This window comes from Terriglobus sp. TAA 43 (assembly GCF_000800015.1).
Classification (GTDB): domain Bacteria; phylum Acidobacteriota; class Terriglobia; order Terriglobales; family Acidobacteriaceae; genus Terriglobus.
Genome location: NZ_JUGR01000001.1, coordinates 305,346 through 318,186 on the forward strand (window position 1 = coordinate 305,346; position 12,841 = coordinate 318,186).

Consider the following 12,841-nt stretch of genomic DNA (forward strand, 5'->3'; position numbering starts at 1 on the left):
GCATGGAGCTCAGTTTCTGCGGAAACATCCGATCTCCCTGTAGGCGAGCGAGAAACTCCGACGATTGCCATGACTCGGCTAGATATTTAGTCTGGCCGTCTCTCTGCAGCTCGATCCCAAAGTAAGATCGATGCACTTGATTGGTCGACTCATCGCCGGAGTTTCTGCTGTACTGCTTCTCATTGCATTGCTTCTTTTTAGCGTGCGCAGAAGCCACGCAGGTGCTCTAGTAATTCTGGAGCAAACTCTGCAAATTCCGGCAGACGGCCGTTTTCACCGCCTTGGCCTTGTCACCCTGAAGGACGGCAGTGAAATACAAAGTTCCGAGGTTTCCGTTAGCGAAGTATCTGCGCGGATTCCAAGGGGCAAGGCGAAGAAGATCGAGCTTACAGTTCAAGCTCCCGTAAACCCTGAGACTCGTACTGTACGAGTCTCCTACGGCGAGTCGGTAACGACACTTAAAATCCATTTCGTTCCAAGCCTCGAGGATTCCTTCGGCGACGGCACTCCTGACCTACTGCGTCTGCATAGTGCAGAAGACCGCAGTGCTTTTCGTGGATGGTTTACCGCGATGGCGGAAGCCGCGGCTGACCTTCCCAAGGAAAAGGTGCCGAACGAGATCAATGACTGTGCCGCGCTCCTTCGTTGGTCCTACCGCAATGCATTGCACGCTCATGATGAAGCGTGGCTCAGCACCGCTCCGGTTTCTATTCAGATCACAAGACCCTCAGTTGGGCAGTACCTCTATCCACTCACGCCCTTGCGGGCCGCATTGTTTCGAGTGAAGGAAGGAGCGTTCGTGCCGTCTGATGTGGAGAATGGTGCGTTTGCTCAGTTTGCAGATGCTCATACTCTTTGGCGGCTCAACACCTTTTTCTTAAGCAGGAATCCGCAGAGCACACGTCCGGGGGATCTACTGTTCTTCCGGCAGCTCGAACAGAACTCTCCGTATCACTCGATGATCATCACTGGAACTACACAGCAGTGGGTGATCTATCACACGGGTCCGATTGGCCACGGGCCTGGTGAGATACGTCGTGTGTTGTTACAGGATTTGTTGGAACATCCCGATCCTCGGTGGCGACCAAATTCTCAGAACAGTAACTTCCTTGGCGTGTATCGTTGGAACATTCTCCGAGAGGACCCTTGATGAGACTGCGCGTTGTCTCTCTGTTCGTTTTGTTGTTACTGGCTGTTTCGTCGCTCCATGCACAAGATGACTCCGTATCGTTCAATCTGAGCTCAAGCAAGACGTTCGCGCCGGGTGAGCAGCCGAAGATCCACCTGTACACACATAACGTGGATGCGCTGGAGTTTCGCGTTTACCGCGTGAACGATCCCGTGAAGTTTCTGGAGAACCTGCGGGAGTTGCATTCGTTTGGTCCCGAGGGAAGCCTGCTTGGACCTGAGCGTGTGGATGAAAAGAGCTGGCTAGAGCGCTTTCATGATTGGAAGACTGCGCTTTGGAATAGCATCCGATCCTTTTTCCGTCATCAGTTTTCGCACGAGGCACGCCATTCTCTGCGGCAACAACAGACGAGGCTGAATCGGAAAAGCCGAATCGTATCCGAGGCGGAGTTCGCGCAGATTCCGGTGCTGAATTCATCGCAGCTTGTTGCACGCTGGCATCAACAGGTGCCGTCTACCTATATTTCCGATGCAAATGACGTTCCGGTATCGAAGCTGGAGGCTGGCCTCTACTTGTTGGAAGCAACGGATGGACGCTACAAGGCATACACGCTTTTGATGGTGACGGAGATGGTGCTCGTCACACGGACCACGCCCACTGGCATTACAGCGTATGTTGTCGACCGTGTAACGGGAGCACCCATCTCCGGAGCAAAGGTGGATGCTGGCTACGGCCACAACTCGTTTGCCTCAGCAACGACTGACGCGAATGGCATAGCGGACCTGTTGGTAAAGGAAAAGAAGGGCGACAACGATAATCTCTGGATCGTCTCCGCCAAAGACAAGGATGTTGCTGTGTCCACGCCGGGTGGCTGGACTCTGAACTATTCCTCTAATCGGAATATGGTCGGCTACGCATTCACGGAACGGCCTGTATACCGACCGACGCATACCGTGCATTGGAAGGCGATTCTGCGTGAAAAGCGAGGAAACTCCCTCGCGATACCCGATATAACGAAGGCTCATGTAGCCATCGTTGATGGTGCTGACCAAACGGTCTTCGAGAAGGATCTGCCGGTTGTGCACGGTAATGTATCCAGCGACTATGAACTACCCAAGGATGCTGCACTTGGGTACTACACGCTGCGTGTTCAGAGTGGTGACGATGTTGTTGTTACGTCCGGTTTCCATGTCGAAGCGTACCGTAAGCCCGAGTATCGTGTGCAGGTGACGGCACAGCAGAAGCGAGTGCTGCAAGGCACCACGGTGCCAGTCACAATTGATTCGCGCTACTTCTTTGGCGAACCGGTGGCTGGTGGCAAAGTGAAGTACAGGATTTATCACGAGCGCCACTTCTGGTGGGGCGAATCCGATGACGATGAATCACCCGCGGATTCAGATAGCAGTGATGACTCTGCCGGATATAACGGCGATGAGGAAGCCGAGAAGACGGGCGTTCTGGATAGCAAAGGAGTGCTGACGATCCAGGTGCCAACACAAGTGGAAGGGAACTCGCATTCGGATCTGGATTACACCGTTGAGGCAGGTGTTACCGATGCTGCGAATCGCGAGATCACCGGGCGCGGGCGCTTCCTGGCGACGTACAGCACATTCCGTGTCAATGTAGAGCCGGTGAGTTATGCCGTCCGTCCTAACGAGATGGCAAAGGTACGTGTCACCGCAGTGGACTACGACAACAAACCGGTGAGTACACGCGTTCACCTACAGCTGCGGTTCCGTCATTGGGAGAGCGGGAAGAACGTCATTACTGAAGGGGCTGCTACGGATGTGACCATGGATGCGTCTGGACATGCTACCGGTGAACTCCCTGTGGGGACACCACAATATGCTTCTGCCGAGGTAATGGCGACAGCAGCGTCCGTTCAGAGTGGTACACGAGATCCGATTGACACCAGTTATCTGTACATTCTGGGTGCCGGCGAACGGTCCTGGGAGAGTGGTAGCGGTACGGCGCAGATTGTGACGGACAAGAAGAGCTATGCGCCTGGTGATGTTGCGCACATCAGCATTGTTTCTGAGGTGGCGGGTTTCCATGCACTTGTCATTACAGAAGGCGCAACGCTTTTGAAACGTGAGGTGATGCATACGGATGGCAAGACTCTGTCGTTTGACCTGTCTATTACAGGAGATGCACAGCCGAACATTACCGTGTCCACGCTGTTCCTGAAGAACAACACCCTCTATCAGGCGACGAAGCGCATCGCGGTTCCGCCGGTGCAGCAGAAATTGCAAGTTGAGGTCACGCAGACGAAGGACATCTTTCAGCCGCAACAGAGTGCGACCTATGATGTGCTGACGAAGGATTTTGCCGGGAATCCTGTGAGCGCGGATGTGAGCTTTGGCGTGGTTGATGAAGCGATCTATTCGCTTTATCCAGACTCCAGTGGCGATATGGTCAAGAGCCTCTACCCTCAGCGTTACAGCAGCGCTGAAGTCGAGTCGTCGTTGGAGTATTACTTCAGCGGCGAAGCCGGTTCAAAGTCTCCCATGCTTGCGGAACGTAACCGCCGCTTCCGGCCGCGACTGGCACAGGTGAAGCCGGGGAACGAGGCTGCTCCGAAGGTACGCAAAGCCTTTCCTGATACGGCGTATTGGGCGCCGGATGTTCATACAGACAGCAGCGGTCATGCGCGCGTGACGTTGACATTCCCTGATTCTCTGACCACTTGGCGTGCGACCGTACATGCGATCACGGACGATTCCAAGGCTGGTTCGGCGTCCAGCAAGGTACTGGTGAGGAAAGATGTGCTTGTGCGTATGGGTACGCCCAGGTTCATGCTGAAAGGCGACGAGATCACGCTACCCGTTATCGTGCATAACTATCTTCCTGACGGGAAGACGGTGAAGGTATCGCTGAACGTGAGTGGACTGGACGTTGTGCATGCACCCGACGCGACTGTGCCGGTACCTAGTAAGGGAGAGGCCACGGTGCTATGGCGTCTGAAGGCATCGCAGGTTGGATCTGTGAAGTTGGTCGCGACAGCTATCACCGATACTGAATCGGACGCATTGGAGGTCAGCTTCCCGGTAGAGCCAGCCGGTGTTGCGAAGACACTTGCATCGAGCGGGGTCGTGACACAAGAGGGAGCCCAAGCAAATGCATCGGTGAACTTTCCTGCGAGTACGGATGCCGCAGCGCACTCAGTGCGTATTGAAGTCAGCCCATCCATTGCGGGGTCGCTCTTCACGGCGCTCGATTACCTCACCAGCTTCCCGTATGGCTGCACGGAGCAAACAATGTCCAGCTTCCTGCCAAACGTAATTGTCTCGGAGACCTTGCAACGGTTGAAACCAGGCGCACATGTTGATGAAGCAGATCTACATGCAAAGATGTCTGCGGGGCTGGATCGTCTCCAGGATTATCAGCATGACGATGGTGGATGGGGTTGGTGGAAGGAAGACGATAGCCGCATCTACATGACTGCCTATGTCGTCGGTGGTTTGGGGCAGGGGGCACAGTTTGTTCCGATGAACGCGCAGCAAAAGCAGATGATCAATCGCGGCATGCAGTATCTCCGTAAAGGTTTGAAGGATCATCCTAAAATGCGACCGGAGTTACGCGCCGCTGTGGTCTATGCGCTTGCGAACGCGGGCGATACCAACCTGAATGAAGCTCTGGATGCACAGTGGGATCGTCGTAAAGATCTGCAGCCAGAAGCGCTGGCCATGACCGGCCTGGCGATGCTGCAGGGCAAGGATGCTCGTGCTGCCGAGATCGCAAATCTGTTACGTGGTAAGGCAACCCGAAAGGGTGAGCTTGTCTCGTGGACCGGTTCGTATGTTCCATTGCTGGATGCGGAGTACAACAACGACTCAGAAGCAACGGCCTATGCTGTGCGATTGCTCGCGAAAATCAACGCGAATGATCCTCTGCTGCCGGGAGCGGCACAGTGGCTTATGCGGGCACGCAATAACGGTGGATGGTGGGAGTCGACCGAGCAGACGGCGATGGTGCTCTTTGGTTTGGTGGACTACCTGGCCGCATCGCACGAACTGGATGCGAACTTCAGCGTCGATGTGTTGGTCAATGGCAAGTCGGTTGGGGAGAGAACCTTCAATGCGAATGATGCTTTGAGCGGTGCTTCTCTGAAGGTTGATCTAAGCAGCGCGCAGCTTGCCACTACGGGGAACAGTGTGCAGATCGTGCGGCATGGTGGCTCTGGCCGCGTGTATTGGTCTGTGCGTGGTCGATATTTCTCCACCGAAAAGAAGGACTACCAGGCCGGTACGCTTTCACTGAACCTGACACGCGATTACTTTAAGCTGCAACCGACGCAGAAGGACGGCAAGGTTGTATACAGCCTTGTACCGCTTGGGACAGATGCTCAGGTAGGTGATGTGATTGCCGTGCATGAGGCTATCAATGGTTCTCCCATGCGATATCTCCTTCTGGAAGATCCCATCCCTGCGGGTACGGAGTTCATTACGAATGAAGATAGTTATCCCATCGATAAGCGGCCCGGCGGTTGGTATGACTGGTTCACACGTCGCGAGTTTCACGATGATCGCGCTGCATTCTTCGCCAGCGATTTCACAGGGCGGCAGGAAGTCTTCTATCTCATTCGCGTTGTGAACCCTGGAAACTTCAATATCAGTCCCTCTCATGTGGAACCGATGTATCAGCCAGGCATTGAAGCATCCAGCGATGCTTCGCATCTGAACGTTCCTGCTCCAGGAGGTGCGCGATGAACCCATCACGGCTCATACTGCGCAACACAGTTGTCGTTGCCTTGCAACAAGTCGCGCTTGCTACAGTGCTCTTTCTGCTAATTGTGGGATGGCTGCACATTCCAGATGCCAATGCTCTTGAGGTGCTGATCAGCATCCTGTTGATATTGCTGATTGCTGTCATTGGTGGCGCTGGAGAGTCCGCCATCGCGCTTCGTGTCGCAGGCCGACCAATCATCCTGCGAGGCCTTATACCGGGTACGGTCGCTGTGATTGTGGCCGCAGTACTCTGGTATTCGATCTCGCTTGGCGTGGACCACCTGAGCGCGAAGACAGTCCTGTGGGCGGGGTATCTGAATTCGCGTTTTCCTTCTTCGCTTCGGAGCCTCTTTTCGTTTGAGCACCTTTTCCAGTGGTCGTCCTGGCTGGAGAATCTGGTGTGTTGGGGCACGGCAGGTTTCCTGACTGCCGCTGCGTTTGTCGTTATCACTCGCGACGCATTTGTAAAGGGCCTTCGCGCCATCCTTTGGTCGTGGCGTTATTGGTTGTCTGTTTTGCTGTTCGCAGTGGTTGGGGGAGTTCTCACCGGGAAATTGATGGGATGGACTCCGGGGCATGGCCTTCGTGTGGAGGCATTTAGCCTGATGGCTCGGATGGCGCTGGTAATCGTATTGAATGCCGCCACCATTGCATTACTTCTGCAGGCCATGGCACACGCTGTTGTTCGGAGTCACTCTATTGGGATGGACGAGCCTGCAACGAGCCAGCCGCGTACAGCGGAGATGCCGTAGCGATCGACCAATTGCCGTGTGCGCGCAGCCGCTGCAGCGTGCGCTGCCTGGCTCTCCTGTTGGCTGGCTGCGTTTTGTAGAAGCCGTTCGGTATCTTGCGGAGAAAGTGTAGGGGAGGTATGGATCTCTTCCTCCGCCAGGACTTCTACCAGGCCTTCACGTAGCCATAACGGAGCCTTGGGATTAGCGCTGCTTTCAACTGCGACATGCAGCATTTCATGTTCCAGCGTCTTCTTCAGTGAAACTCTATTTCCGGCAATTACAGAGAACGGTTGCAAAATGATGGTGGAACCCGAGGTGCTAGCCAGTTGCCATCCCTGTTGTAGAGTCAATTGACGGAACAACTCAGTGCTGGGTGCGACGGTGATCGAAGGAATGATGATGTGCGGTGTGGTGTAGTGGCTCTTCGCAAAAAGCCATGATTCAGCTGCCAGCGCCATTACGGCCTGTGGGGGTATCGCTGTACTCGTCAAAGAGATTCCGTTTTGTGTGGTCTGGTGCCAGCCATCGTCTGACGGTGTGATGCGGACCTTTGTCCCTGCGAAATATAGTCCGAGGATCTCGCGATATGATTTGCCCATGCGTGCCATCTCTTTGGCACCTTGCTGGCACAGGCCGACGCCGTGGCCATGGCCTCGGCCGTCGAAGACGAGCATGCTGTCGCGCACGCGGAGATCATAAAGATCGCTCCGTACAAGGTTCCAGCCCATGGAGCGTCCTATAGCAAGCCGTAAAGCAGATGCCGCAACCACAGACTGTTGTTGGTTGTTGCTGATAAATGCGATGGTTTTGGCTCGTTCTGACCACGTTCTTGCTGTGACGTGTGCTGACACGACGGCCAATGGAAGATGCCAACCCTCTCGTGCTGCTATCTCCTGAAACGATGTCAGCGGAATTTCCGCGTGCCATGTTGCATGGTCCTTGCGAACGCAGTAAGGATCAGCGATTGAGCGCAGATAGGGAAGCGACGAGAGCTTTGGCCACACGGCCCCCGCGCTCTCTGTAACACCGCCACAACTGCCGCTGAAGAATACCCGAGAACGTTGCGAGCCAAACCAGAGAGTCTCTCCCGCAGTGCTGCGGACAGCTTCATTCACTGCAGCAGATACCGGCCCAAGCTTTATTGCCTGACATGCGGTACTGTCGCAGATGTCGCTTGGAAGATGGCCTGGAGTGTTTTTGTGGGATGAGGTCCGCAAGACAAAGGTACGAGCGACAACAGCCATGGCTTGGAGCGATGCGGTCGGCTCGCTTGAGTCCGTTTCTCCCATAAGCACTGCTGCCACGTAGCGTTCGCTTGGCAGCGTGAGCACGACGTCTATTGTGCCGTGGTTTGCACTATGCAAGTGCCAACGACCATTCGCCGTTTTCTTCTGAAGATGTTCGTCGTTCTGGACCGTAACTGGACCACCCGCAACTATCTCTTGAATCCCAGGCATATGGAGCGGTGTGATCAATGGCTGGTGGCGACAGGTTGCGCATGGTGCCCACCATGCCCCGGGGCCAGCCGCAGCGACAGTGAGCTTTTGCAGTGGTTGCGCAGAGAACAATGCAATTCTCACATCGCGACCGCCACCATCGTTCTGTGCGTGGCAAACTATCGTGAACCATAACAGTAAGGCCGCGATGCGCTTCATCGAACGCCTTCGGACAGGAACTCTCGAAGTACAGCACCAGCAAGCGCTGCTGCGGCACCACCATCTCCATGAGGCAAATAAATGACCAATACAAATCGGTCTGAAATGGCGCCAACAAACCAGCCATGCGTCCACCATGTCCCTGCATTGCTGGCAGTGCCCGTTTTGCCAAGGACCTCTATCCCAGGGACACGTGCATTGTTTGCCATGCCGTAAACAACGGAATCGCGTAATCCGGACCACACGGCACTTGTATGGGATTCATGCAGTAACAGGGCGCGATAGGCAGTGCCGATCTGAAGTGGGGATACAGAGACATGCTCAAGGCCCAAGGCTGTCAGAATGCGAGTGTCGGCATCATTGAATTGTGCGGACGAATGCCGTAAATGTGTCTGCTGAAAAACCTCTTCGAGGTCTTGTGCGCTCATACGCCGCGCAACCGAAGCGAACCAAGTGTTGCAGGAAAATGCAAGTGCGCCTTGCGCATCTAGCATCGGTTGGTCTGTTGGGTGAGTGCATGGCAGGGAACGATTGGCAACGTGAAGCGTACGGCGGCAATAAACTGTTGTATTGGCACTGACGATGCCTCGTCGTAGGGCATATGAGAGCACGAGCGGTTTCAAAAGAGAACCTGGTGTGGCGGCATGTTGTTCGCCTACGCTTGCCAACAGTCTTCCCGTCTTCCAGTCGAGCAATACGCCTGAGGCTTTGTTAACGCGAAGGTGGTCTTGCAGGATATTGGTGCTGACAGATGTAGTCTCGCTATGCGTTTGCGTGCCAGTAGTTGCCACCTGCTTTGGGTACACTTCGGGACCCTGGAGAGAACACTCTCCAAGGCCTGCACACGATGTGATTCCAAATGCCGCTACCAGCAAAAAACGCATAGGATAGTTGTACTCGTCAATGATCGATTCGTGTTGCTCGTCAGAGCGACGTCTGACGGGCCCTTCATGTGTTTTACACAACCAGAATAGTGGTCCTTCTGCCTCGTTGGATTCACAACATTCATCGACTCATTCGCTCTGAATCTCACGCACGATGACAGGCACAAAGCGAATAGTAATGGCCGCGAAATGCACGCCGGAAGGTACACGGAAAGTGGTTGAGGCTGCCTTCAATGGTGGTGCAGATGGAGTCTTGCTCTCGCGTAAGTATTCCGAGATGAAGCTCGCAAATCTCCGTGCAGCCGGTGAAGCGATCCGCGGGTTGAAATTGGCCTAAATGAGTGAAGCATTCGACTGCGATTCGCTTCCTAGCTTACCGGGTGGCCTGAGCGGTCGCCAATGTGGAGAGCAGGTTGGCGAGATCAGAGGGGTTGACGTCACTGATGGCTGTGATGTGCAGTTCCTGTGCATCGGCATACTGGATGGTGAAGCCGGACTCAGTTGCAGATGATGTGAACGAGTGTGGGTTGAGTGGATGTTGAGTGAGGAAGACTGATGCCTGATGCTTACCTACCGTGAAGAGAAGCAGCGCTGCGGGTTGTCCGTGAACGAAGGCTAGATTGCCCCCCTTCAGTACGGTGCCGGGCGGGAATGCGTCCGGCAGGTTAAAGCTGAAGGGAAGCTTGCCCTGAAACCATGGCTTTACGGTGTGACGATCGCTGGAAATCACCTCGGGGGGAGCACCGCTGGATAGGACCGCCAGATGTTGATCGAGCAGTTCTGCTGAGAGGGTGCTGGGCGGATGCATCGACTGCCACCCGAGGAGTGAAATTCCCAGAAGGAGACTCGCGGCGAGCGCACTCCAGGCCCATGTGGGGAACCGGATGACGCCAGCAGGTTTCTTTTCTGGTCGTGTTTCCTTCGCAGCATCTGCGCGGAGTTGTGCCGTGAGCCTGTTGAGCGTGTCGGGGGGGAGCGCGACCCGCAGGGAAGCGCGTGTGGTCGCCGTTTTCAGTTGCATGGCGGAGACAGTACGCATCGCGCACGCATGGCATGTGGATACGTGTTGCTCCAGGATCTGCGCATCGCTTGGGGACAGCTCTCCGTCTATGAAAGCGCTGATGTTTTGGTGATTTAGATGAACTTGGTCTTGTATCACAACGATCCTCCCAATTGTTCACGCAGTTGATCCTGCAAGGTTCGGCGTGCACGAGAGATTCTCGACATGACGGTACCTATGGGAACGTCGAGAACCATTGCGATCTCCTTGTACTTCAGGCCTTCCACTTCGCATAGCAAGAGCACTTCTCGAAGTTGAGGGTGCAGGCGCTCAACCGCTTCCGATAGCGCAGCTTCGCTGTCGAGGCGAAGTAGAACATCCTCCGGAGTGGGAGTGGTGTCGGTGACGTCCACCTGGTCGAGGTGATCTTCCAAAAACACGGTGCGCGATATTGCGATGGCTGTGCGCGATGTGAGGAACGTGTTGCGCAGAATGCGGAAGACCCATGCTTTGAAGTTGGTACCAGCCTGAAAGGAATCGAAGGCACGCAACGCTTTCGAGAGGGTTTCCTGCACGATGTCCTCTGCCTCCGCATGATTGCGGCATAGCCAGAACGAATGGCTATAGAGAGAGGGCAGCAGAGGTAGTGCGAGTTGTTCGAAGAGCGCACTACGGTTTTGGGCGAGCATGATGCGGAGTCCTCAAGAAAATGCAGAGTCTTGTACGAAGACGAAACCGATTGTTTCTTCAGTATGGACTTCATGTAAGTCGTAACCAAGTTCTGCAGGTTTTATTCCTCACTTTTTCGCAATTTCGCAGAAATAAAAAATCGCATTTGCATGGGAATAAATGCAGATGTTCTCCAGTTCTCCACGGTGCAGGCAAGTTCACCAACTGGAGCTTATTTATGAATCGCTTTCAACACGACACAGTAGTACCGAAAGATGAAGCGCAGCCTTCGAGTGACGGGATCGACCGACGAAACTTTCTGGGATGCATGGCATGGGCAGGTACGGGCCTGCTGTGGACATTGGCAGGAGGCATTCCCACTTCCAAGCTACTGGCTGAGGCGCCAAAGATAGGTATGGGCGCAGGCAAGGCCGAGGATTTCTCCTTTGTGCAGATCAGCGATAGCCACATTGGATTTAATAAAGGTGCCAACCCGGATGTGACCGGAACACTTCAGCTAGCGATCAACAAAATCAATACCGTTCCCGCAGGCATGAAAGCTCCGGACTTCCTGATCCATACGGGCGACATCACCCAGAACTCAAAGGCTGCGGAGTTCGATACGGCTGCGCAAGTAATCAAGAGCGCAAAGGTTTCTGAGGTGTTTTATGTACCAGGGGAACATGATTTTTCGTTGGATGATGGTGCTCTCTACAAGCAACGCTTTGGTAAGGGAACGAAGGGCAATGGCTGGTACAGCTATAACCACAAAGGTGTCCACTTTATTGGCTTGAACAACTGCGTACAGGTGGATGCGCTGGGCAACCTTGGGACAGAGCAGCTGATGTGGTTGAAGGCAGACCTGGCAGGCTTGAGCTCGTCCACGCCGATTGTTGTCTTCGCTCATATTCCCTTGTGGACGGTGTACGAGAAGTGGGGCTGGGGCACGGCGGATGGTGTGCTGGCGTTGGCGTTGCTGAAGCGCTTTGGATCGGTGACGGTGTTGAACGGCCATATCCACCAGGTGGTGCAGAAGGTGGAAGGCAACGTTGCGTTCCATACTGCGATGGCTACGGCCTTCCCACAACCCGCGCCAGGAAGCGCGCCAAACCCCGGGCCAATGGCAGTACCGCCGGGGAAGCTGAAGAGTGTGTTGGGCGTGACAAATGTAAAGGTGGTTCGGGGCCATAGCCACCTCGCGGTTGTGGATCACACACTGGCGGAGGGCGTTTGAAATACATCGTCATACTCAGTGCACTCTTTGTAGAACTGCTTCTCGGTTTGGGACTCTTTCATCCCTTTGGCAATCCGCGTGTCGAGCCCTCGAAAGGGCTCGACACACTGCTGACCCATTCAACGATGCCGGCACGAGCAAGGGACATCTTGATTGCCAAGTGCGCGAACTGCCATTCGAATGAAACACGCTGGCCAATCTATGCACCTATTGCTCCTGGTACATGGCTGATTGAACGGGACGTGGTGGAAGCCCGCAAGAAGATGAATCTATCTCTTTGGGATCAGATGTCTTCGGAAGACCAGGAGCAAGTGATGCGCGAGATCATTCATGAGACAAAGAATGGCGAGATGCCGCCGTTGCAATATCGGCTTCTTCATTGGAAGTCGCAACTGACGCCGGTGGACATTGCTACTCTGTCGAGTATGCAAACAAGCACGTCAGTGCCTGCGGAGATACACACCGCTGGTGATGCTGGTCGTGGCCAGATGGTCTTTCAGAGGCGATGCACTGGTTGCCACGCGCTGGAAGACAATCGCGAGGGACCTCCGCTGGCGCACGTGTTTGGGCGTAAGGCCGGAAGTGTGGCGGGTTTCAGTTATTCCACAGGATTGAAAGCGTCTGCCATTACATGGAATGAAGCCACGCTGGAGAAATGGCTAAACGATCCAGATGTGCTGGTGCCGGATAACAAAATGGACTTTCATCTGCCTAAGGCGCAGGAACGAGTGGATGTGATCGCGTATTTTCAGACGCTGGCAAGCAGCAAGTTGTAAGGAATAGGATCCGTCCCATTGGCACAGATCTTG

The 12,841-nt window shown here is 54.6% G+C and carries 10 protein-coding genes; 6 read left to right on the forward strand and 4 right to left on the reverse strand.

The window, feature by feature from the left end:
• Positions 1-130: 130 nt before the first annotated feature.
• Genes M504_RS01280 through M504_RS01290 form a run of 3 tightly spaced genes read left to right on the forward strand, consistent with a single transcriptional unit; the run spans position 131 to position 6,608 of the window.
• Positions 131-1,150 (forward strand): DUF1175 family protein, encoded by a 1,020-nt coding sequence (locus M504_RS01280; RefSeq protein ID WP_052200175.1) that lies wholly within the window; start codon positions 131-133, stop codon positions 1,148-1,150.
• Positions 1,150-5,838 carry an alpha-2-macroglobulin gene (locus M504_RS01285; RefSeq protein WP_052200176.1) on the forward strand — a complete coding sequence of 1,563 codons (4,689 nt, stop codon included), beginning with the start codon at positions 1,150-1,152 and terminating at the stop codon, positions 5,836-5,838. The genes M504_RS01280 and M504_RS01285 overlap by 1 nt, the downstream gene beginning before the upstream one ends.
• A complete protein-coding gene (locus M504_RS01290; protein ID WP_047487042.1) occupies positions 5,835-6,608 on the forward strand; it encodes a hypothetical protein in 774 nt (257 codons plus the stop codon). Before M504_RS01285 ends, M504_RS01290 begins: the two co-directional genes overlap by 4 nt.
• Here M504_RS01290 and M504_RS01295 read toward each other — a convergent pair.
• Positions 6,548-8,245, reverse strand: coding sequence for a SpoIID/LytB domain-containing protein (locus M504_RS01295; protein WP_047487045.1), 1,698 nt, complete (start codon positions 8,243-8,245; stop codon positions 6,548-6,550). The two genes, M504_RS01290 and M504_RS01295, sit on opposite strands and share 61 nt — an antisense overlap.
• Complete coding sequence (locus M504_RS01300; protein ID WP_047487048.1) at positions 8,242-9,129, reverse strand: penicillin-binding transpeptidase domain-containing protein; 888 nt, start codon at positions 9,127-9,129, stop codon at positions 8,242-8,244. Before M504_RS01300 ends, M504_RS01295 begins: the two co-directional genes overlap by 4 nt.
• 178 nt (positions 9,130-9,307) lie before the next feature.
• Here M504_RS01300 and M504_RS21970 point away from each other — a divergent pair, with 178 nt between their 5' ends.
• Entirely contained in the window at positions 9,308-9,466 is a 159-nt protein-coding gene (locus tag M504_RS21970; RefSeq protein WP_156993401.1) for a hypothetical protein, read from the forward strand.
• Between the two features lie 36 nt (positions 9,467-9,502).
• Here the strand turns inward: M504_RS21970 and M504_RS01305 are convergent, their stop codons facing one another.
• Both M504_RS01305 and M504_RS01310 read right to left on the reverse strand, forming a co-directional pair.
• A complete protein-coding gene (locus M504_RS01305; RefSeq protein WP_047487052.1) occupies positions 9,503-10,288 on the reverse strand; it encodes an anti-sigma factor in 786 nt (261 codons plus the stop codon).
• Positions 10,285-10,818, reverse strand: coding sequence for a sigma-70 family RNA polymerase sigma factor (locus M504_RS01310; protein WP_047487056.1), 534 nt, complete (start codon positions 10,816-10,818; stop codon positions 10,285-10,287). The genes M504_RS01305 and M504_RS01310 overlap by 4 nt, the downstream gene beginning before the upstream one ends.
• 218 nt (positions 10,819-11,036) lie before the next feature.
• Here M504_RS01310 and M504_RS01315 point away from each other — a divergent pair, with 218 nt between their 5' ends.
• Together M504_RS01315 and M504_RS01320 are read left to right on the forward strand one after the other, a co-directional pair.
• Positions 11,037-12,032, forward strand: a complete 996-nt coding sequence (locus tag M504_RS01315) for a metallophosphoesterase (protein ID WP_047487059.1) — start codon at positions 11,037-11,039, stop codon at positions 12,030-12,032.
• Positions 12,029-12,808, forward strand: a complete 780-nt coding sequence (locus tag M504_RS01320; RefSeq protein WP_047487062.1) for a heme-binding domain-containing protein — start codon at positions 12,029-12,031, stop codon at positions 12,806-12,808. Before M504_RS01315 ends, M504_RS01320 begins: the two co-directional genes overlap by 4 nt.
• Positions 12,809-12,841 lie beyond the last annotated feature (33 nt).